Here is a 20744-nt window from a genome sequence, read left to right as displayed (position 1 = left end):
TTCCCCGGGGCCCGGCCGCGGTCAGGGGCGGTCGAGCAGCCGGGGGGTGAGCGCCCCGCAGGGCACGAGGTCCACCTCGGCGCCCGCGTCGCGCAGATCGGTGAGCACCAGTTCGTCGTACATCAGGAGTCCGGACTGCTCGGGCCAGACGATCGCCCAGAGCCAGAGGCCGCAGGCCTCGCCGGCGAAGACCGCGCGGTCGGCCGGGGCGTTCCTGACGTGCCAGAGCGGGGTGGGCCGTCCGGCTGCGAGCACCTTGGCGTCCGGGGGCCCGTCGACGCGGAGCCCCGCGCCCGGATCGGGGCCGTCGACACCGGCGTAGCGCGCGCCCAGCCCGACTCCGAGCTCCTCCGCGACCAGCACCAGCTCGCCCATGCCACCGAGCGGTCCGGGCCCGGTGCAGGCGACGGCGGTGGCCCGGCCCCCGCTGCGGTCGTCCCCCGCGTACGCGGCACCCGTGAGCAGCCAGCCCACCGGGAGCGGCCAGGGCATCCACACCGGCACCTCGGACCGGTGCACGACGACGCCGAGCGATTCCACGCTGGGCGGGATCACCGGCTGCATCGGGTGGACCTGGCCGTGTGCGTCACACTGCCAGGAGTCGGCGAAGAGACCGGGCGGCCTGACCCGCCCTCCGCACTTCGGACAACTGGGTTCGCCCCTCATACCGTCCAACGGTCCTCTCCGGTCGCCGCCGCGTCAAGGACGATCACCCGTCCGCAGTGCGGCGACCGGTGTCCGCTCAGTCGAGCGGGACGGAGGCGCGCAGCGGGTCGCGCAGGTCGGTGCCCTGGGCGAGCCAGCGCTCCTGGAGTTCCTGCCCGCCCCGGACCCGTTTCCAGGCGGCCTCGTTGTGCGTCATCGGCAGCAGCGGCAGGAAGCGCACCGGGTCCATCGGGGCGTCCAGCTCCAGGTCCTCCACGAGGCCGCCCGGTTCGGCGACCAGGACGGAGCTGAACGGCGCGCCGGGCCACAGCTCCTGACCCAGGTCCAGCGACGCCCCGGGGGTCACGATCAGCCCCTCGACCTGCGGGGAGGCGGCCAGGACCGCGAGCGGCCGGAGCACCTGGTCGGTGTCGGCGAGCCCCATCCGGACGGAGAGGATCAGTTCGGCGCGCGGGCCCTTCACCGGGTCGGCGAGGGGAGAGGTGGGATCGGCCATGGGCTGCCCGGACATGCCGAGGGTCGCGTAGCGCACGACGTCGCCGTCGACGAAACGGAGCACCTCGATCCGGTCCGTGCCGATGAACGTGACGTCGGCCCGTGCGTCCGGTTCCCCCAGAGCCGTACGGAGCCGGGCCTCGACCAGATCAAGAATTTCTCCCATGCGGCGAGCATAGAACGCGTCGGTGACGGGCAAAGGATCAGATTGGCCCCGAGACGGCTGATAGCCTGGGCCGTCGGTCGGGACAGCACGCAGAAGCGGCTCTCAGTCCTGACTACACGTGATCCCCCACGGGGGACCGGCCGGAGGAGGTGGGGCTGCGGTGGATCCAAGTCGACCGTGCAGTACCGACCGCTCTCCCGTACGACGCCTCCCTTCCTCGGTCTGACGTTCTCCGCAGACCGGCTCGCGGCAGTTCGCGCCCCGGGAGAGCCCCCCGTTTTTGCCTGTCTGTAGCGAACGCCGTCATCGCGCCGCGCGCGGTGCCGCCCGCTTTGCGGACGTGAGCGCACGTCCTCATTCCGGGCAGTTCCACGCCCCCGCCCGACGGCCCTCCGTGTAGAGGAGCCAGCCATGTCGATGATCCGCGACCTGCGCGCAGCCGTGCGCCCGTCCCGTAAGAGCCCCGCCCCGCACAACGGCTACGACGCCACCCGTGACCCGTCCGCCTCCAGCGCGGTGGTCGACTGCGCGGTCTACCGCGACGGCCGCCGGCTGACCGAGGCCCCGTCCCTGACCCCGCACGAGGCGATGCTGCGGGTCAGGGAGGACGGCGGCTTCGCGTGGATCGGCCTGCACGAGCCGACCGAGGAGGAATTCGCCGGTATCGCACGGGAGTTCGGGCTTCACCCGCTCGCCGTGGAGGACGCGGTCCACGCCCACCAGCGGCCCAAGCTGGAGCGGTACGACGACACCCTCTTCACCGTCTTCAAGACCATCCACTACGTCGAGCACGCCGAACTGACCGCGACCAGCGAGGTCGTGGAGACCGGTGAGGTGATGTGCTTCACCGGGCCGGACTTCGTCATCACCGTCCGGCACGGCGGCCACGGTTCGCTGCGCGCCCTGCGCCACCGTCTCCAGGACGACCCGGCACTGCTCGCCAAAGGGCCGTCGGCCGTGCTGCACGCCATCGCCGACCATGTCGTCGACGGTTACATCGCCGTGGCCGCGTCGGTGCAGGACGACATCGACGAGGTGGAGATCGACGTGTTCTCCACCCCGGCCAAAGGCGGCCGGCGCGGATCGGACGCGGGACGGATCTACCAGCTGAAGCGTGAGGTGCTGGAGTTCAAGCGCGCGGTGTCGCCGCTGCTGCGGCCGATGCAGCTGCTCAGCGAGCGCCCGATGCGGCTCATCGACCCGGACATCCAGAAGTACTTCCGTGACGTGGCCGACCACCTGGCCCGGGTCCACGAGGAGGTCATCGGCTTCGACGAACTGCTGAACTCCATCCTCCAGGCCAATCTGGCCCAGGCCACGGTCACGCAGAACGAGGACATGCGCAAGATCACCTCGTGGGCCGCCATCATCGCGGTGCCGACGATGATCTGCGGTGTGTACGGCATGAACTTCGACATGCCCGAACTCCGGTGGACCTACGGCTACCCGATGGTGCTGGGCCTCATCGTCACCGTCTGCTTCTCGATCCACCGCATCCTCAAGCGCAACGGCTGGCTCTAATAGAGTGCGGACATGACTGCTGCTGACGTGTTGCTGGACCGGGCTCTCGTCGAGGAGGCCACCAAGAAGTCAGGCCTCGTCTGGGTGCGCGGCTCCGGCCCCGCCAGGGCGCTGTGGCACGTGTGGCACGAGGGCGCGGCGGTGCTCGTCGGGGACGGGCCCGGGGAGCAGCCGCTGCCCGCCGGGCTGGAGGCGGGCGCCGCCGCGGAAGTGACCGTGCGCAGCAAGGACAAGGGCGGCCGGATCGTGGCCTGGACGGCCGAGGTGGCCGTGCTCGCGCCGCACTCCGAGGAGTGGGAGGCCGCCGTGGGCGAGCTCAAGGGCAAGCGGCTGAACGCGCCGGACGCCGAGCGGCTGACCGAGCGCTGGGCACGTGAGTGCCGGGTCGTACGGCTGACGCCCGGCGCGGCGGACATCGAGCTGCCGCGGACGTCGCTGGCGGCGGTGCCGCTGCCCACCACGGCCACCACGCGGCGGCCCGTCCCCGCCGCGCTCCCCCGGCTGCTGCTCAAGCGCCGCCGGAAGAGCTGACGGACGGGCCCGGACGCCGCGTCAGCCGGAGGACTTGGGGAGCTGGCCGCCGTAGTCGACGGTGTCCCCCTCGGCCGGCGCCTCCAGCGCGAAGTCCTCGCCCCAGTCGGCGAGCTTGACGGACCCTCCGCCGCCGCCCCGGGCGACCCGCAGCGGATACGGCGTGCCCTCCAGGGAGACGTCGAGTGTGCCGCCCTCACCTTTTCCGCCCATGATCTGCACGGTCCGGGTCCCGCCGATCGTGTCGCGGTCGCCCTTGTTGACCTTCCCGTGCAGCGTGAGCATGCCGTCCAGCAGGGTCTTCTTCTCGGTGAACCCGCGCAGCTGCTGGTAGGTCGGATCGTCCTCGGGCACCTTCACGTACTTGCCCTGGAGCTTGCCGGCGGCCTCCGTGCTGCCGTCGTCGCCCTTGTCGTCCGCCCAGAAGCCCGCGTCGGCCTTGAGGAAGAGCTCGTCCCCGACCCGCAGCAGCGCGAAGGTGTTCTTCTTCGAGGTGACCGACCCGGTGCCCCCGTCCGCGCTGAGCTGCATGTTCAACGTGTACGTGCCGCCCTTGCCGACCAGTTTGCCGGTCAGCCGCACCGCGTCGGCCGCGTCGGCGGCCGCCCGGGTCTTCTTCTCGATCTGTTCCGCCGTCAGTTTGCCCAGCCCGTTGGTCCCCTTGTCCGGGTCCTCCGCCGCACAGGCCGTCAGCGCGGCGGTCATCCCCGCGCAGAGCACCACGGCGAGGGCTGTCCGGCGGCGGGCCCGGGCTGCCGGGGCGGAAGAGGTCACGGCGCACTGCCTCTCATCTGTGTGTCTGGGTGGCAGACGGCAGCGTACCCGTGCGCCGTACGCCTTTCGGCCCGGCTCCGTACGGACGGTCCGCCGAAGCGGCGGGAACGGGTACGGGCTAGCCTGATCACGGCAGACGAGGACGCGGAGGCGGAGGGAGACGCACAGGATGGCGGCAGGCACCCCCCGGGTTTTCGTCTCGCACCTCTCCGGCGTACCGGTGTTCGACCCCAACGGCGACCAGGTCGGCCGGGTCCGCGACCTGGTGGCGATGCTCCGGGTCGGCGGCAGGCCTCCGCGGCTCCTGGGCATGGTCGTCGAGGTCGTGAGCCGGCGTCGCATCTTCCTGCCGATGACCCGGGTGACGGGCGTCGAGTCCGGCCAGGTCATCACCACCGGCGTGGTCAACATGCGGCGCTTCGAGCAGCGCCCGACCGAGCGACTCGTCCTCGGTGAGTTCCTTGACCGGCGGGTGCGCCTGGTGGAGACGGACGAGGAGGTCACGGTCCTGGACGTGGCCATCCAGCAGCTCCCGGCCCGCCGTGACTGGGAGATCGACAAGTTCTTCGTCCGCAAGGGCCGCGGCGGCGCGCTGCGCCGCAAGGGCGAGACCCTGACCGTGGAGTGGTCGGCGATCAGCGGGTTCTCGCTGGAGCAGCACGGGGGCGCCGAGAGCCTGGTGGCCACCTTCGAGCGGCTGCGCCCCACCGACGTCGCCAACGCGATGCACCATCTGACGCCGAAGCGCCGGGCCGAGGTCGCGGCCGCCCTGGACGACGACCGGCTCGCGGACGTGCTGGAGGAGCTCCCCGGCGACGACCAGGTGGAGATCATCGGCAAGCTGAAGGAGGACCGCGCCGCGGACGTCCTGGAGGCGATGGACCCGGACGACGCGGCCGACCTGCTCTCCTGGCTGCCGGAGGCCGACAAGGAACGGCTGCTGGCCCTGATGCGGCCGGACGACGCGGCCGACGTGCGGCGCCTGCTGTCGTACGAGGAGCGGACGGCGGGCGGTCTGATGACGACCGAGCCGATCATCCTGCGGCCGGACGCGACGGTCGCCGACGCGTTGGCCCGGGTCCGGCAGCAGGACCTCTCCCCCGCGCTGGCCGCCCAGGTGTACGTCTGCCGGTCGCCGGACGAAACACCGACCGGCAAGTACCTGGGCACCGTGCACTTCCAGCGGCTGCTGCGCGATCCCCCGTTCACCCTGGTCAGCGCGCTGGTCGACAGCAATCTCGTCCCGCTCGCCCCGGACACCCCGCTGCCCGCCGTGACCAGTTACCTGGCCGCGTACAACCTCGTCTCGGCGCCCGTGGTGGACGAGAGCGGGTCGCTGCTGGGCGCGGTCACCGTCGACGACGTGCTGGACCACCTGCTCCCCGAGGACTGGCGGGAGACCGACTTCGAGAGCGGGGAGGGGGTCTCCGGTGGCCGCTGAGGACCGTACGAAAAGCACACCGTCGGGCGCGTCGGGTATCGCGCGCCCCCCGCGGCCCCGGCTCGACCAGCCGAAGGCGCCGCGGCGCCGGCTGCTGCCGGAGTACGACCCCGAGGCGTTCGGCCGGTTCTCCGAGCGCATCGCCCGCTTCCTGGGCACCGGGCGGTTCATCGTCTGGATGACGCTGATCATCATCCTGTGGGTGCTGTGGAACATCGTCGCGCCGGCCGGACTGCGGTTCGACGAGTACCCGTTCATCTTCCTGACCCTGGCGCTCTCCCTCCAGGCCTCGTACGCGGCCCCGCTGATCCTGCTCGCGCAGAACCGCCAGGACGACCGCGACCGGGTCACCCACGAGCAGGACCGCAAGCAGAACGAGCGCTCGATCGCCGACACCGAGTACCTCACCCGGGAGATCGCGGCGCTCCGGATGGGGCTCGGCGAGGTCGCCACCCGGGACTGGATCCGCTCCGAGCTGGAGGCCATGGTCAGGGACATGGAGGAGCGCCGGGTGCTGCATCCCGCGGAGGGTGACGAAGCCGACCGCTGAGGGGCTACCCGCGGGTAGGCACCGGCGTGTACCGCCCTCCCGTCGCCACCACACCCTTTCAGGGAAGCGCCGCGCGCACCCGTACTATCGGGGGTATGGCTACGGAAGACGCGGTGCGTGAAGCGCTGGCGACAGTGAACGACCCGGAGATCCACCGACCGATCACCGAGCTGGGCATGGTGAAATCGGTCGCCATCGATCCTGACGGTGTGGTCGCTGTCACCGTGTACCTCACGGTCTCCGGCTGCCCGATGCGGGAGACGATCACCACGAACGTGACCGACGCGGTGGCCCGGGTCGAGGGCGTGTCGCGGGTCGAGGTCACGCTCGACGTGATGAGCGACGAGCAGCGCAAGGAGCTCGCCTCCTCGCTGCGCGGGGGCACCGCGGAGCGTGAGGTCCCGTTCGCCAAGCCCGGTTCGCTGACCCGGGTCTACGCGGTCGCGTCCGGCAAGGGCGGTGTCGGCAAGTCTTCGGTGACGGTGAACCTCGCGGCGGCGCTGGCGGACGACGGGCTCAAGGTCGGCGTGGTGGACGCGGACATCTACGGGCACAGCGTGCCCCGGATGCTCGGCGCGGACGGCAAGCCCACCCAGGTCGAGAACATGATCATGCCGCCGTCCGCGCACGGCGTGAAGGTCATCTCCATCGGCATGTTCACCCCGGGCAACGCCCCCGTGGTCTGGCGCGGCCCGATGCTGCACCGCGCCCTGCAGCAGTTCCTCGCCGATGTGTACTGGGGCGACCTGGACGTCCTGCTGCTCGACCTGCCGCCGGGCACGGGCGACATCGCGATCTCGGTGGCGCAGCTCGTGCCGAACGCCGAGATCCTGGTCGTCACGACCCCCCAGCAGGCGGCGGCCGAGGTCGCCGAGCGTGCGGGTTCCATCGCCGTGCAGACGCACCAGAAGATCGTGGGTGTCGTCGAGAACATGTCCGGCATGCCGTGCCCGCACTGCGACGAGATGGTCGACGTGTTCGGCTCCGGCGGCGGTCAGCGGGTCGCCGACGGGCTGACGAAGACGGTCGGCGCCGAGGTGCCGGTGCTGGGCTCGATCCCGATCGACGTACGGCTGCGTGAGGGCGGCGACGAGGGCAAGCCCGTCGTCCTGTCCGACCCGGACTCCCCGGCCGGTGCGGCACTGCGGTCGATCGCGCAGAAGCTGGGGGGCCGTCAGCGCGGCCTGTCCGGCATGTCGTTGGGGCTGACCCCGCGCAACAAGTTCTGAGCCGTACGGCTCCCGCGGGCGCGGGGCGGTCCTCGTCGAGGGCCGCCCCGCGGTTGTGCGGGGCGCTCAGGCCTCGTACGTCCTGATGTCGCCGATCACCGCGAAGCCGAGGCCGTAGGCGCTCATCCCGCGACCGTACGCGCCGATGTGCACGCCGTCGGGGGCCGATCCGGCGAGGATCCAGCCGAACTCGGACTCGCGGTAGTGGAAGTCCACCGGTACGCCGTCCACCGGAAGGGACAGCGTCGACCAGGGTGCCTGGCCCACCTCGTCGGCGAGCGCGAACGCCGCCTCGGTCTGCTGGCTCAGCCATTCGGTGCGCAGGACGTGGTCCATCTGCGCCGGCCAGGTGTACGTGAGCAGGCCGGAGCCCGCCAGCCAGGCCGCCGAGGAGACCGTGGTGGCCTCCAGTACGCCCGTACCGTCGCCGCTGCCTCGCGTCGGGCTGCTGGCGACGGTCACGACCACCGCGAAGCGCGCCTTCTCGTCGCCCTCGGCGACCCGCAGGACCGGTTCTTCACCGTGTCCGGTGCAGCCGTGCTGGACCGTCCCGTCCGCCGCGGCGGTGACCTGCATCAGCCAGCGCGGACCGGTGAACGCCTCGTCCAGGCCGTACCAGGGGAACGGCGCCTTCAGATAGCCGTCGACAGTGCGCCGGGTCGCCGGCATCCCCTCTGCGGTACCGGTGCCCGGGGCACCGTCCGCCTCTGCCCGACTCGTCGTCTCCATCTGCCCGGCCGCCTCCTCGATCTGTCAGTGATCCGGAGCGGCCCTCCCTCTCGGGCGTGGGCGACCTCGCAACCGGACAGATGGAGAATAGCCATACCGGTCCGGCGAGCCGGGATTGACGGGTCTCAGGTGGCGTCTGCGTCGAAGGGCGGGCGCTCGTCCTTCGCGGGCTGCGCGGTCTTCCGCAGGGGATCGGACGCGGTCTCCTTCTTCAGGAGGTCGGGCGTCGACTCCTTCTTGAGGAGGTCGGGCGTGCCGGCCGCCGCGGAGGCGGTGGACGAGGCGCTCTCGCGGCCGTTGACCGCGTCGGTGACCTCGGCCATCTCCTTGCGCAGGTCGAAGCTCTCGCGGATCTCCTTGAGCCCCAGGTCGTCCCCGCCCTCCGAGAGCTGCTTGCGGAGGAACGTCTTGGGGTTGAGGTCCTCGAACTCGAAGTCCTTGAACTGCGGGCCGAGCTCCGTGCGGATGTCTTCCTTCGCGCTGTCCGAGAACTCACGGATCTTGCGGATGGTGCGCGTGATGTCCTGGATGACCTTCGGCAGCTTCTCCGGACCGAAGACGAGCACGGCGATAACCACGAGCGTCAGCAGCTCAAGTGCGCCTATGTCATTGAACACCTTGCTGCTCCTCGTGTTCTCTGCGTGGTCCCAGCGGTTGCCTGCTCGCCGGGTCGCCGTGGCCCGGACCGGCTCCACGGTACCCGGCGAAGCTGTCCACGCGGTACCTGCCGACGGCCGTCAGGTGCCGCTCGCGGAACCCAGGGTCAACGTCTTGGACAGCTCTTTACCCCCGCGGGTCAGCCGCAGGTCCAGCCGGTCGCCCGGGCGGTGGGCGCGGATCTTGATGATCAGCTCCTCGCCGCTGTGCACGCGCTGGCCCTGCACCTGGGTGATGACGTCGCCCGCCTCGATGCCCGCCTCGGCGGCCGGGCCTCCCGGGGTCACCGAGGATCCGCCGTCGGCTCCCTTCCCGCCGACCTTGGCGCCGTCGCCGGTGAACTGCATGTCCAGCGTGACACCGATCACGGGGTGGGAGGCCTTGCCGGTGTTGATCAGCTCCTCGGCGACGCGCTTGGCCTGGTTGATGGGTATGGCGAACCCGAGGCCGATCGAGCCGGACTGTCCGCCGTCGAGCCCGGAGCCGCTGTCGGCCGCGCGGATGGCGCTGTTGATGCCGATGACCCGGCCCTGGGCGTCGACGAGCGGGCCGCCCGAGTTGCCGGGGTTGATGGGGGCGTCGGTCTGGAGCGCGTCGACGTAGCTGACGTCGCTGCCGTCGCCTTTCTCACCGCCCGCGGTGATGGGCCGCTGCTTGGCGCTGATGATGCCGGAGGTGACCGTGTTCGAGAGGTCGAAGGGCGCGCCGATGGCCACCACCGGGTCGCCGACCTGCACGTTGTCGGAGTTGCCGAGGGGCAGGGGCTTGAGGCCCGAGACGCCGCCGACCTTCACCACCGCCAGGTCGTAGCCGCTGTCCTTGCCGACGACCTTCGCCGAGGCGGTCTCGCCGCCGCTGAAGGTGACCGTGATGTCGCCGTTGGATCCGGCGGGGGCCACGACGTGGTTGTTGGTGAGGATGTGGCCCTTGCCGTCGAGCACGAAGCCGGTTCCGGTGCCGGACTCGGCGGCTCCGCTGACGTGCAGGGTCACCACGCCGGGCAGGGAGCGTGCGGCGATCCCGGCGACGCTGTCCGGGGCCCTGCCCCCGCTGTCGGGCCCGGCCTGGGGCAGCTCGACGGTGGTCAGGCCGCCGTTGCGCTCGACGTAGGAGCCGATCCCGCCGCCGATCCCGCCCGCCACGAGGGCGAGCAGCACGGCACCGGCCAGGACCGGTCCACGGCGGCCCGTGCGGGCCTTGCCGCTCCCGGCCCCGGCGTCGGGACGGCTCAGGGGTTGCTGGGGGGCGCCCCAGGGGTCGTAGCGCAGCCACTGGGTGGCCTGCGGCTGGTGCGGCGGCTGCGGAGGCGGTACGGGCGCCTGGGGGTGAGCCGGGGCCGGGGGCTGAGGCGCGGTCACGGCGGCCCGGTGCGGGTTCTGGTGGGGCACGTGCGGGGCGTACGCATCGCCGGACGGCGTCGGGTACGCCTCGCCCGGTGCCTGGCCGCCCGGGGCGGGGGTCACCGGTGCCTGGCCGTCCCCGGACGACGCGTAGGGCGGCGGCACGGGGGTGCCCTGGGCCGGGGTCGGTACCGGACGCTGGACGGGCGGAGCCGGCGCCCAGGGTCCCGGACCGCCGTAGGGCGGGGTGCTGTACTCGTCGGGCGCGTGCAGCGGCTGCGTCCGGGGGGCGGGGGCCACCGCCTCCCGGGCCGTCTCTCCGGCCGGCGGCTCGGAGGCGCCGGAAGCCGGGGGCCGGTGGGCGCCGGCGTCGTCGGCCGGTGCGGGTGAGCCGGTGTCCGTGGCCGGGGGCGCCAGCGTGAACGAATCGTCCGCCCCCTGCGCCGCCTCGGCCCGGGAGCCGGTGGGCTCCGCCGCCGGAGACACGGGGCGGTCCGCGGGGGCCCCGGGAACCGTCGCCGTCACGTCGCGGACCGCCGTGCCGGCCGGCGCTCCCGAGGCCGCGTCATCCGCCTCGGCGGGGCGGACCCGTACCGCCGAAGGACGGCTCCACCACTTCGCCTTGGGCCCGCTGGTGGGCTTCCCGTCGTCCATGCTCTCCCCGCCACTGGCCTGTGCGCGCCCCCACAAGGGCGTCCCTCCTGGAATTCAACCAGGTTTGCGAATCCGCGCGCAGGGAACCGGTCAGCGCAGCGGCGAAAGCGGCAGCGCGTGATCGGTGAGCGGCGGTGACACGGAAGCAGACACGGGCGGCGTGGCCTTGGGGTCGGTCGCCCCGCCCGGCGGGGCCGACAGCAGGGGGCCCGCGTCGGTCGGGCGTATCAGCGGCGGCACGCTCACGTTGAGCACCGGATAAGCCAGGGTCTGGCCGCCGAGCGTGGCCGTGCCGAGCAGCAGGGACGGCGCCGACGCGAGCACGGGCCGGGCGGACGCGGAGACGGCCGGGGCCGACGCGGGCGACCGGGCGGGCCGGTCCCCGAAGGCGAGTGCGCCGCCGCCGCCGCGACTGGCCGCGGAACCGGCGCCGTCCGTCCGCGCCTCGGCGTCGAGCGGGGTGGCGCTGCTCCCGGCGCCCTCGGCGGTGAGCGGCGTGTCGGAGCCGTACTCCAACGGCAGCGTGCCGCCGAGCGCGATGGCCGCCAGGGACACGGCACTGGCGGCGGCGAACGCGAAGCGGCGCCCGCGCCAGGGGGAGGAGCGGTCCGCCTCGCGGCCCACCTCGTGCACCGGGAACGCGGAACGCCCGCGTCCGCCCGGCAGCACCGCGGTGGAACCGTGGGCCGTCGGCAGGTACCCGAAACCGTCCAGCGGCGCGGGGCCCGCGGTCGACCGCGCGTGCCCACGGGGGTGGTGGGGCGCAGGGAAGACACCCTCGCCGAAGCGCCGGCCGCGGCCGAAGGGTTCGTCGGGGGCGTCGCCGTCGCCGCCGGGGCCCCCCGGCAGGCCCTGGAGACGGGCCAGGAACCCCTCGGAAGGGGGTGGCGGGGTGGCGGTGGCGAAGGCGCTCTTCAGCCGCCGCTGCGCGTCCGCCTCTGCCTTGCACCGGGAACAGGTCGCCAGGTGGGCCAGGACGCGCTCGCGCGCGTCGTGTTTGAGCTCACCGTCGACGAGCGCGGCGAGCCTGTCCCCCAGGTGCTGCTCGGCGGGTGTCGGACCTGTGAGACTCACGCCGATCCGCCCTCCCCCGCCACGAGCGCGTCCGCCAGGGACCGCTGCTCGGCACGGGCCTCGGGCGAACGGTGCTTCAGCGCCTTGCGCAGGTGGGAACGGCCACGGTGGATACGGCTGCGCACGGTACCGAGCTTCACGCCGAGCGTGGCGGCGATCTCCTCGTACGACAGGCCCTCGATGTCGCAGAGCACGACCGCGGCACGGAATTCGGGCGCGAGGGTGTCCAGCGCCTGCTGGACGTCCGCGTCGAAGTGTGTGTCGTTGAACACCTGCTGGGGCGACGGCTCGCGGCTCGGCAGCCGCTCGGCGGCGTCGTCGCCGAGCGAGTCGAAGCGGATGCGCTGCTTGCGGCGGACCATGTCCAGGAAGAGATTGGTCGTGATCCGGTGCAGCCAGCCCTCGAAGGTGCCGGGTGTATAGGTCGACAGCGACCGGAAGACCCGGACGAAGACCTCCTGCGTGAGGTCCTCGGCGTCGTGCTGGTTACCCGTCAGCCGGTAGGCGAGGCGGTACACGCGACCGCTGTGCGTGCTGACGATCTCTTCCCATGTGGGCGGGGTCCACGCCTGAGATTCCGCATCTGCGGCGAAGGTCGCGGTCGGTGCGGAAACGTCGGAAGAACGGTCAGCGATGTCGGTCACGGATTTCGGCTCACCCGCCGACCTGAGAAAGCGCCGCAGCACTCCTCCCCGATCCACAGGCGCAGCCGCACCTCCCCTATCGGCTCTGGTGGTGTCCAGTGGAGCCCCTACCATAGCCACCTCGCCCGTTAGCTCCGGATAAGCCTTATTCCCTGATGGGGCCCAGGGTGTCCCCGGGCGCAAGGGAACATTCCGGGCCCGGCCACGGGGCCGGTCCCGGCGTTTTCCCCTGCCTCTTCCTAACGCCCGGTCCCATCTGCGGGTTCCCGGCTCCAGCGGATACAGTCACCGTTGCGTCAACTACGGGGACAGGAGAGGGTCATTACCGCCAACCGGCAGACGAGCTGGGCGTTCGCCGACGCCTTTGTCGCCGAGGACGAAGCTCTGCTCTGGGCCCGGGACCGGGCCCACGAGTCGGGGCTCCGCTCGGTGTCCCCGGGCACCGGCGCCGCGCTGCGCCTGCTCGCTGCCACCGCCGACGCCAAAGCCGTGGCGGAGATCGGCACCGGGACGGGCGTGTCCGGCATCTACCTGCTCCAGGGGATGCGGCCGGACGGTGTGCTGACCACCGTCGACCCCGAGCCGGAGCGCCAGCAGTTCGCGCGCGAGGCGTTCCGGGCGGCCGGCTTCGCCACCAACCGGGCGCGCTTCATCCCCGGCCGCGCCCTCGACGTGCTGCCACGGCTCGCGGACGGCGGTTACGACCTCGTGTTCTGCGACGGCGACCGGCTGGAGAGCATGGACTGTCTCGCTGAATCGTTGCGCCTGCTGCGACCCGGCGGCCTGGTCTGTTTCGAGGGCGTCTTCGCGGACGGCCGCACGATCGACTCCGCCGCACAGCCGGCCGAGGTGCTGCGCCTGCGCGAGCTGCTGCGGGCCGTGCGGGAGAGCCAGGAGCTCATGGCCACACTGCTGCCGGTGGGCGACGGACTGCTGTGCGCGGTCCGCCGCGGCTGACCACCCGCGTCCCGGCCCCCGGCCGACGCCCGGCGGGCGGCTCGCCCCGGTCGAGCCCGTGCCCGGGGCCTCCGCGCGGCCCCGGACGCACCCCTGCCCCGGCACGGGAGACGTGCCGGGGCAGGGGTGAAGTGTGGGCGCCTCTTCCGCTCAGCCGACGACCTTCTTCAGGGCGTCGCCGAGTGCATCGGCCTCGTCCGGAGTCAGCTCGACGACAAGCCGACCGCCGCCTTCGAGCGGAACGCGCATGACAATGCCCCGCCCCTCCTTTGTCACCTCGAGCGGGCCGTCGCCCGTCCGCGGCTTCATGGCCGCCATGCTCGTTCCCCTTCCTGAAACCAGCTCATCGCAACCGGCGGCCCCATGACAGGCGCTGCCTCACCGGCGTCGAACACAATGCTTCCTCCGCATTATCCCGCATCGAAGACCCCGATGACCAACATCGGTCGGCATCGCTTGCGCAACGCGCTCTCTCAAAACCACCCAATTCGGCGATCCGGCTGCGATACTGCGCCGCTGCCACCCCTCAGCGGGTGGCCAATTGTTAGACGTGGGTCACATTTCCGGTCCGGCCGGAGTCGGCCATGCTTGCCTGGACAGCACGAAGTCCGAGCCTTAAGGGGACCCAGGAATGTCCGACACCGTGGCCGACACCGTGCTCGTGGACGTGAGCGACGGGCTCGCGACGATCACGCTCAACCGCCCCGACGCGATGAACGCCATGAACACGGCGGCCAAGGTCGCGCTCCGCGACGCCTTGCGGGCCGTCGCGGACGACACCGCCGTACGCGCGGTACTGCTCACCGCCACCGGGCGCGCCTTCTGCGTGGGCCAGGACCTCAAGGAGCACGTGTCCAAGCTCACCGAGGCCCGTGAGCACGGGGGTGGCAACGCGCTGAGCACCGTCAAGGAGCACTACAACCCGATCGTGCGCGCGATCACCGAGATGGCCAAGCCCGTGGTCGCGGGCGTCAACGGGGTGGCGGCGGGGGCGGGCTTCGGCTTCGCGCTGGCCGCGGACTACCGCGTGGCCGCCGACACGGCCTCCTTCAACACGTCCTTCGCGGGCGTGGCACTCACCGCCGACTCGGGCGTCTCGTGGACGCTGCCCCGGCTGATCGGTGCGAGCCGCGCCGCGGACCTGCTGCTCTTCCCGCGCTCGGTCCCGGCCCGGGAGGCGTACGAGCTGGGTCTCGTCAACAAGCTCGTCCCGGCCGCCGATCTGGCCGCCCAGGCGCTGGCGGTGGCCCGTGCCCTCGCCGACGGGCCGACGGTGGCGTACGCGGCGCTCAAGGCGTCCGTGGCCTACGGCGCGGGTCACACCCTCGCCGAGACGCTGGAGAAGGAGGACGAACTGCAGACGCGGGCGGGCGCGTCCGAGGACCACACCATCGCGGTCGAGGCGTTCCTCGCCAAGCAGCCGCCGACGTACCTCGGCCGGTAGCGGCGGCGGTCAGCTCCCGCCCCGGGACACGCAGTCGGCCAGGTGGTCGTCGACCAGACCGCATGCCTGCATCAGGGCGTAGGCGGTGGTGGGTCCGACGAACCGGATGGAGCGCTTCTTGAGCTCCTTGGCCAGGGCCGTGGATGCGGGGGTGACCGCCGGGACGTCGCCGAGGGTGCGCGGGGCCGGACGGGAGGCGGGATCGGGGGCGTACGACCAGATGAGGGCGTCCAGCTCCCCTTCCTCCCAGTCGGCCAGCACCTTGGCGTTGGCCAGGGTGGCGTCGATCTTCGCGCGGTTGCGGATGATGCCCGGATCGGCGAGGAGGCGCTCCCGGTCGGCGTCCGTGAACCGGGCCACCGCCGGGATGTCGAACCCGGCGAACGCGTGGCGGAACCCCTCGCGCCGACGCAGGATCGTCAGCCAGGAGAGGCCGGACTGGAACGCCTCCAGGCACAGCCGCTCGAAGAGGGCCTGGTCGCCGTGGACGGGGCGGCCCCACTCGGTGTCGTGGTAGACGAGGTAGTCCTCGGTGGACAGACCCCACGGGCAGCGCGGGCGGCCGTCGGCCGCGGGCAGGGCGGCGCTCATCGCCCCTCCTCCTCGTCCGCCGGCCTGGTCTCCTGGCCGGACGGCGGCTGCCCGTTCAGCGGTTCCCCGGGCCGCTTGAACAGGTCGGGGCCGCCCGCAGCGGTCGCCTGGGCCCCGGCGAGCGCCGTCTCCAGCTCCGCGATCCGGGCGTCCCGCTCGGCGAGCTCGGCGCCGAGCCGGCCCAGCGCCTCGTCCACGTCCGTCATGCGGTAGCCGCGCACCGTCATCGGCAGCCGCAGGGCCTCGATGTCGGCCCGGCCGACCGGGCGGTTCGCCGGCAGCGGGTCGGTGAGCCGCTCGGGCTCGACGTCCTGCAGGACCGCGGAGCCGCCCCCGCCGACCACCGCCAGCGTCACCGCCGCGACCACCACGGCCATTGTGAGCAGCAAGAACCAGAACACGCGCATCTCCCCGGAAGCCGAAACCCGTCCGGGTCAGATCGTGCCATGCGCCACTGACAGTTAAGGTCTTTCGTTCGGATCGGACCGGATCGGGGAGCGGGTTCCGGTGCCGTGGATCGCGAGGCGGAGCATCGGTGCCTGCCCTGCTCGCGCGGAGCCGGGAGTCCGGGGAAGTGCGACGACGACGCGGCGATGTGCGGCACCAGGGCATGCGAGCCCGCTTGATCCGGACGAGAGGCCTTAGGGTCGCAGGCGACCCATGGAGGAGGAACCAGGCATGCGAAGCGGTGCGCTCAGGCTGGGGCGGCGGGAGTTCGGCGCGCGGGAACCGGTGGTCATGGCGATCGTGAACCGGACGCCCGACTCCTTCTACGACCAGGGCGCGACGTTCCGCGACGAGCCCGCGCTCTCCCGGGTCGAGCAGGCCGTCGCGGAGGGCGCCGCGATCATCGACATCGGCGGGGTGAAGGCCGGCCCCGGCGAGGAGGTGACGGCCGAGGAGGAGGCGCGCCGCACGGTCGGCTTCGTCCGCGAGGTCCGCCGGCGCCACCCGGACGTGGTGATCAGCGTGGACACCTGGCGGCACGACGTGGGCGAGGCCGTCTGCGAGGCCGGGGCGGACGTGCTGAACGACGCGTGGGGCGGGGTGGACCCCAGGCTCGCGGAGGTGGCCGCGCGGTACGGGGCGGGGCTGGTCTGCACCCACGCGGGCGGGGCACGGCCGCGTACGAGGCCGCACCGGGTGGAGTACGAGGACGTGATGGCGGACATCCTGCGGGTGACCGTCGGCCTCGCCGAGCGGGCCGTCGGGCTCGGCGTCCGCCCGGACGGGATCATGATCGACCCGGGCCACGACTTCGGGAAGAACACCCGGCACTCGCTGGAGGCGACGCGCCGGCTGGACGAGATGACGGCCACCGGGTGGCCGGTGCTGGTCTCGCTGTCCAACAAGGACTTCGTCGGGGAGACGCTCGACAAGCCGGTCAAGGAACGGGTCCTGGGGACGCTCGCGACGACCGCGGTGTCGGCGTGGCTGGGGGCCCAGGTCTACCGGGTCCACGAGGTGGCGGAGACCCGGCAGGTGCTGGAGATGGTGGCGTCCATCGCGGGCCACCGGCCTCCGGCGGTGGCCCGCCGCGGGCTGGCCTAGGGCTTGTTTCGAAAGTCCCGCCTGTCCGGCGGCGTCTGGCACGCACGCTCGCTGCGTTGTCGGGATCGCCCCGATACATCCAGTATCGGGGCGACCCTCCGCCTTGCGATCGCACGCACCAGACGCCGCCGGACCCGCCCTCCGGGCGGACGGCGCTACTTTCGAAACAAGCCCTAGGTGTATTGCCCCGCGGCGTCGTTCACGCGGTGGACGGGCCGGAGTCCGTGGGGGCTCCGGCCCGGCCTCGGGCGGACCTACCGCCCGACCTCCTTCGTCACCAGCCGCACCGCCTCGTCCACGTCGTCCGTGACGTGGAAGAGCAGCAGGTCGCGCTCGGACGCCTTGCCCTGGGCCACCACCGTGTCCCGCAGCCAGTCCACGAGCCCGCCCCAGTAGGCCGAGCCGAACAGCACGATCGGGAAGCGCGTCACCTTGCCCGTCTGCACCAGGGTCAGCGCCTCGAACAGCTCGTCCAGCGTGCCCAGGCCGCCCGGCAGGACGACGAACCCCTGGGCGTACTTCACGAACATGGTCTTGCGGACGAAGAAGTAACGGAAGTTGACGCCGATGTCGACGTGCGCGTTCAGCCCCGACTCGAAGGGCAGCTCGATGCCCAGCCCGACGGAGACTCCCTTGGCCTCGCGCGCGCCCTTGTTCGCCGCCTCCATCGCCCCGGGCCCGCCGCCCGTGATCACCGCGAAGCCGGCCTCGACCAGTGCCTTGCCGATCCGGACGCCCGCCTCGTACTCCGCCGAACCGGCCGGGGTGCGGGCCGAGCCGAAGACGCTGATGGCGCTCGGCAGTTCGGCGAGCGCGCCGAAGCCCTCGACGAACTCCGACTGGATGCGCATGACCCGCCAGGGATCGGTGTGCACCCACTCGGAGTCGCCCTCGGAGTCGAGCAGCCGCTGATCGGTCGTGCCCGGCTGTACCTGGTCCCTGCGGCGCAGCACCGGACCCAGCCGCTGTTCCTCGGGCTTCACCGCGCCCTCGGGAATCTCCGCGCCCTCGGGGATCCGTGCGTCCTCCGGGTTGCCCATGTCCTGCTCCCTCCGCCGACCTGCGATGTACGTACGTCGCTGTACGTACGTCGCTTCAGCGTAGATCGGCGGAGGTTACACGCAGGGGAATGCCGTGGGTCAGCTGGTGAGCCAGGAGCGCAGCCGCTCCTCGCAGTGGGTGATCAGCTCGGTGCGGACGTGCTCGTCGCGCTTGTGCGCGAAGAGCGGGTCGCCGGGGCCGTAGTTCACCGCGGGGACGCCGAGTGACCCGAAGCGCGACACGTCCGTCCAGCCGAACTTGGGCCTGGCCGTGCCGCCGACCGCCGCCATGAACGCCACGGCCGCCGGGTGCGAGAGGCCCGGCATCGCCGCGCCGGAGTGGTCGTCGACCGTGAACGCGGCGACGCCGCAGTCCGCGAACACCTCGTGCACGTGCGCCTCGGCCTGCTCGGGCGTGAGGTCGGGGGCGTAGCGGTAGTTGACCACCACGGTGCACGCGTCGGGGATCACGTTGGTGGCGACACCGCCCTCGATCCCGACCGCGTTGAGGCCCTCGCGGTACTCCAGCCCGTCGATGACCGGCCGGCGCGGTTCGTACGACGCCAGCTTCGCCAGCACCGGCGCGGCGGCGTGGACGGCGTTGGAACCCATCCAGCTGCGTGCCGAGTGGGACCGCTCGCCGTCCAGTCGCAGGTGCATCCGGAGCGTGCCCTGGCAGCCGCCCTCGACCTCGCCGTCGGACGGCTCCAGGAGGACGGCGAAGTCCCCCTCCAGCCACTCGGGGTGGGCCTCGGCCACCTTCCCCAGGCCGTTGAGGTGGGCGGCGACCTCCTCGTTGTCGTAGAAGACGAACGTCAGGTCGCGGTTGGGCTCCGGCACGGTCGCCGCGATGCGCAGCTGCACGGCGACGCCCGCCTTCATGTCGGAGGTGCCGCACCCCCACAGCACACCGTCGTCGTCGAGCCGTGAGGGCACGTTGTCGGCGATCGGCACGGTGTCGATGTGTCCGGCCAGGACGACACGCTCGGCGCGGCCCAACTGCGTCCTGGCGACGACGTTGTTCCCGTACCGGTCGACCTTCAGGTGCGCCAGCGGGCGCAGGGCCCCCTCGATCGCGTCGGCCAGGTCCTTCTCCTGCCCGCTGACCGACGGGAGGTCGACGAGCCGGGCGGTGAGCGCCGGACCGTCGAGGGCGAGGTCAAGGGTGTGTCCGTCCATGGCCACGACTCTAGGGGACTTCGTTCCCGGCCCCGCCCGTACCCTCCAGTACGGTGGGCCCGTGCCCCGGACCGCAGCCCCCCGCCACCGCCTCCTCCGCGTCGCGGCCGCCTTCGCCGTGCTCACGGCCCTGGCCGGATATCTGGTCGTGCAGTACGTCACCGGGCACCAGGGGTCGTCCCGGTGCGTCGTGCGCGCCGCCGGGGCGGACGACGGGAGCAGCTACGAACTGAGCCCCGAGATGGCCGCCAACGCCGCGACGATCTCCGCCGTGGGGACCACCCGGGGGATGCCGGAGCGCGCGGTGACGATCGCCCTGGCGACCGCGCTCCAGGAGTCCACGCTCCGCAATCTCGACCACGGCGACCGGGACTCGCTCGGCCTCTTCCAGCAACGGCCCTCGCAGGGCTGGGGGACGCCTCAGCAGATCATGGACCCGGTCTACTCCGCCGGGGAGTTCTACACGCACCTGGCGAAGGTGCCGGGCTATTCCCGGCTGCCGCTCACCGAGGCCGCGCAGCGGGTGCAGAAGAGCGCCTTCCCGCAGGCCTACGCCAAGCACGAGCCGGACGCGACGCTGCTGGCCGCCGCGCTGACCGGCCGCGCCCCCGCCTCCCTGACCTGCTCGCTGCGGGAGGTGGCCGACAGCCTTCCGGGGGACGCGGACGAGGTGCGGGCGGATCTGATCCGCTCGTTCGGCAAGGACGTGCTGCCGGCCGCCGGGGCCGCGGGGGCCGCCGCCACCACCACGGTCTCGGTGCCGGTGCGCGCGCAGGTGAGCGCCGCGGACGGGGCCGAGTCCCGGCGCGGCTGGGAGATCGCCCACTGGGCCGTCGCCCGGGCCGGGACCCTCCGGATCGCCGAGGTCTCCTACGAGGGCCGGGTGTGGCGCCCCGACACGGGCTGGCGGACGGGCGACAAGGAGTCGGGCGCCACGTCGGTCCGGATGCGGCTCGCTCAGTAGTCCGGGCCGTCATCCGTACGGGCTCCACTGGCCCTTTCTGTGACGGATTATCCGACGCATTACCCAGTCTTTACCTCGGGGCCCCGCAACCTTCCCCGCCCTCCGAGCGGTTGTCAGTGCGTCCGATCACCGGACAGGTGGATCCCGCATCTGCCGTGACCCGTTGACGTCCCGTCGAAGGAGCATCATGTCCCTCCCCCTGACCCGTCGGATCGCCCGTACCGCGCTGCTCATCGCCGCAGGTGCGGCCCCCGTGGTCGGTGCGGCCGGTGCCGCGGGTGCCGCGGGGCTTCCGCAGACCCCCGCCCTCGGCGGCCTGACCTCGCTGGACGGGGCCGGCGTGAGCAACACGCTGGACTCCACCTCGAAGCAGGGCGCCCAGGTGGCCGGCGAGACCGGCGGCAAGCTCGTCGGTACGACGCTCCCGGCCGCCGGCAAGACCCTCAAGAAGGCCGGCAGCGTGACCGACGGCGAGCTGACCGGCGACACCCTGCCCACCAAGGGCCTGCCGCTCGGCTGAGCCACACACGCCGAAGGGGCCCCGGGA

The 20744-nt window shown here is 72.4% G+C and carries 23 protein-coding genes; 10 read left to right on the top strand and 13 right to left on the bottom strand.

Features of this window, described 5'->3' with window-relative positions; genetic code table 11:
- Positions 1-21: 21 nt before the first annotated feature.
- Entirely contained in the window at positions 22-666 is a 645-nt protein-coding gene (locus SACTE_RS21810; protein WP_014048182.1) for a DUF6758 family protein, read from the bottom strand.
- A 76-nt stretch (positions 667-742) separates the two neighbouring features.
- On the bottom strand, positions 743-1327 hold the full coding sequence (locus SACTE_RS21805) for a suppressor of fused domain protein (RefSeq protein WP_014048181.1): 585 nt from the start codon (positions 1325-1327) through the stop codon (positions 743-745).
- Positions 1328-1738: 411 nt separating this feature from the next.
- Between SACTE_RS21805 and SACTE_RS21800 the strand changes: the two genes are divergently transcribed.
- Both SACTE_RS21800 and SACTE_RS21795 read left to right on the top strand, forming a co-directional pair.
- Positions 1739-2848, top strand: coding sequence for a magnesium and cobalt transport protein CorA (locus SACTE_RS21800; protein ID WP_014048180.1), 1110 nt, complete (start codon positions 1739-1741; stop codon positions 2846-2848).
- A gap of 12 nt (positions 2849-2860) precedes the next feature.
- Complete coding sequence (locus SACTE_RS21795) at positions 2861-3379, top strand: hypothetical protein (RefSeq protein WP_014048179.1); 519 nt, start codon at positions 2861-2863, stop codon at positions 3377-3379.
- A 21-nt stretch (positions 3380-3400) separates the two neighbouring features.
- On the opposite strand, the gene SACTE_RS21790 is transcribed toward SACTE_RS21795, so the two are convergent.
- A complete protein-coding gene (locus tag SACTE_RS21790; protein WP_014048178.1) occupies positions 3401-4153 on the bottom strand; it encodes a hypothetical protein in 753 nt (250 codons plus the stop codon).
- Between the two features lie 169 nt (positions 4154-4322).
- Between SACTE_RS21790 and SACTE_RS21785 the strand changes: the two genes are divergently transcribed.
- The 3 genes from SACTE_RS21785 (at position 4323) to SACTE_RS21775 (ending at position 7373) form a co-directional block, all read left to right on the top strand.
- On the top strand, positions 4323-5594 hold the full coding sequence (locus SACTE_RS21785; protein WP_014048177.1) for a CBS domain-containing protein: 1272 nt from the start codon (positions 4323-4325) through the stop codon (positions 5592-5594).
- A complete protein-coding gene (locus SACTE_RS21780; protein ID WP_014048176.1) occupies positions 5584-6144 on the top strand; it encodes a DUF1003 domain-containing protein in 561 nt (186 codons plus the stop codon). The genes SACTE_RS21785 and SACTE_RS21780 overlap by 11 nt, the downstream gene beginning before the upstream one ends.
- Positions 6145-6239: 95 nt before the next feature.
- Entirely contained in the window at positions 6240-7373 is a 1134-nt protein-coding gene (locus tag SACTE_RS21775) for an Mrp/NBP35 family ATP-binding protein (RefSeq protein ID WP_014048175.1), read from the top strand.
- 66 nt (positions 7374-7439) lie between these two features.
- Here the strand turns inward: SACTE_RS21775 and SACTE_RS21770 are convergent, their stop codons facing one another.
- The 5 genes from SACTE_RS21770 to sigE all read right to left on the bottom strand — a co-directional run bounded on the left by SACTE_RS21770 (position 7440) and on the right by sigE (position 12585).
- Positions 7440-8102: a hypothetical protein gene (locus tag SACTE_RS21770; RefSeq protein WP_014048174.1), complete on the bottom strand. Its 663-nt coding sequence runs from the start codon at positions 8100-8102 to the stop codon at positions 7440-7442.
- Positions 8103-8227: 125 nt separating this feature from the next.
- Positions 8228-8719, bottom strand: a complete 492-nt coding sequence (locus tag SACTE_RS21765) for a sec-independent translocase (protein WP_014048173.1) — start codon at positions 8717-8719, stop codon at positions 8228-8230.
- A gap of 120 nt (positions 8720-8839) precedes the next feature.
- Entirely contained in the window at positions 8840-10753 is a 1914-nt protein-coding gene (locus SACTE_RS21760; protein WP_019992399.1) for a trypsin-like peptidase domain-containing protein, read from the bottom strand.
- A 90-nt stretch (positions 10754-10843) separates the two neighbouring features.
- Positions 10844-11827 (bottom strand): zf-HC2 domain-containing protein, encoded by a 984-nt coding sequence (locus SACTE_RS21755; RefSeq protein WP_014048171.1) that lies wholly within the window; start codon positions 11825-11827, stop codon positions 10844-10846.
- On the bottom strand, positions 11824-12585 hold the full coding sequence (gene sigE, locus SACTE_RS21750; protein ID WP_176724330.1) for an RNA polymerase sigma factor SigE: 762 nt from the start codon (positions 12583-12585) through the stop codon (positions 11824-11826). Before sigE ends, SACTE_RS21755 begins: the two co-directional genes overlap by 4 nt.
- Positions 12586-12762: 177 nt before the next feature.
- On the opposite strand from sigE, the gene SACTE_RS21745 reads away from it, so the two are divergent.
- The gene (locus tag SACTE_RS21745) at positions 12763-13428 is read left to right on the top strand and encodes an O-methyltransferase (RefSeq protein WP_014048169.1); all 666 of its coding nucleotides are present in this window, start codon (positions 12763-12765) and stop codon (positions 13426-13428) included.
- A 150-nt stretch (positions 13429-13578) separates the two neighbouring features.
- Here the strand turns inward: SACTE_RS21745 and SACTE_RS33400 are convergent, their stop codons facing one another.
- Complete coding sequence (locus SACTE_RS33400; protein ID WP_003966491.1) at positions 13579-13746, bottom strand: DUF3117 domain-containing protein; 168 nt, start codon at positions 13744-13746, stop codon at positions 13579-13581.
- A 313-nt stretch (positions 13747-14059) separates the two neighbouring features.
- Here SACTE_RS33400 and SACTE_RS21740 point away from each other — a divergent pair, with 313 nt between their 5' ends.
- The gene (locus SACTE_RS21740; protein WP_014048168.1) at positions 14060-14872 is read left to right on the top strand and encodes an enoyl-CoA hydratase-related protein; all 813 of its coding nucleotides are present in this window, start codon (positions 14060-14062) and stop codon (positions 14870-14872) included.
- Between the two features lie 9 nt (positions 14873-14881).
- Here SACTE_RS21740 and SACTE_RS21735 read toward each other — a convergent pair whose 3' ends face one another.
- Positions 14882-15463, bottom strand: coding sequence for a DNA-3-methyladenine glycosylase I (locus SACTE_RS21735; RefSeq protein WP_014048167.1), 582 nt, complete (start codon positions 15461-15463; stop codon positions 14882-14884).
- Entirely contained in the window at positions 15460-15870 is a 411-nt protein-coding gene (locus tag SACTE_RS21730) for a DivIVA domain-containing protein (RefSeq protein ID WP_019992401.1), read from the bottom strand. The genes SACTE_RS21735 and SACTE_RS21730 overlap by 4 nt, the downstream gene beginning before the upstream one ends.
- A gap of 271 nt (positions 15871-16141) precedes the next feature.
- Here SACTE_RS21730 and folP point away from each other — a divergent pair, with 271 nt between their 5' ends.
- Entirely contained in the window at positions 16142-17014 is an 873-nt protein-coding gene (folP, locus tag SACTE_RS21725) for a dihydropteroate synthase (protein WP_014048165.1), read from the top strand.
- A gap of 254 nt (positions 17015-17268) precedes the next feature.
- Here the strand turns inward: folP and SACTE_RS21720 are convergent, their stop codons facing one another.
- On the bottom strand, positions 17269-18054 hold the full coding sequence (locus tag SACTE_RS21720) for a TIGR00730 family Rossman fold protein (protein ID WP_014048164.1): 786 nt from the start codon (positions 18052-18054) through the stop codon (positions 17269-17271).
- A 99-nt stretch (positions 18055-18153) separates the two neighbouring features.
- Positions 18154-19233 (bottom strand): succinyl-diaminopimelate desuccinylase, encoded by a 1080-nt coding sequence (gene dapE / locus SACTE_RS21715; RefSeq protein ID WP_014048163.1) that lies wholly within the window; start codon positions 19231-19233, stop codon positions 18154-18156.
- Between the two features lie 61 nt (positions 19234-19294).
- Here dapE and SACTE_RS21710 point away from each other — a divergent pair, with 61 nt between their 5' ends.
- On the top strand, positions 19295-20197 hold the full coding sequence (locus tag SACTE_RS21710) for a hypothetical protein (protein ID WP_014048162.1): 903 nt from the start codon (positions 19295-19297) through the stop codon (positions 20195-20197).
- Between the two features lie 187 nt (positions 20198-20384).
- Positions 20385-20717 (top strand): hypothetical protein, encoded by a 333-nt coding sequence (locus SACTE_RS21705; RefSeq protein WP_014048161.1) that lies wholly within the window; start codon positions 20385-20387, stop codon positions 20715-20717.
- The last annotated feature ends 27 nt before the right edge of the window (positions 20718-20744 follow it).

Origin of the sequence: Streptomyces sp. SirexAA-E (assembly GCF_000177195.2) — a bacterium.
Classification (GTDB): domain Bacteria; phylum Actinomycetota; class Actinomycetes; order Streptomycetales; family Streptomycetaceae; genus Streptomyces; species Streptomyces flavovirens.
This window is presented reverse-complemented; position numbering and strand designations above follow the sequence as displayed.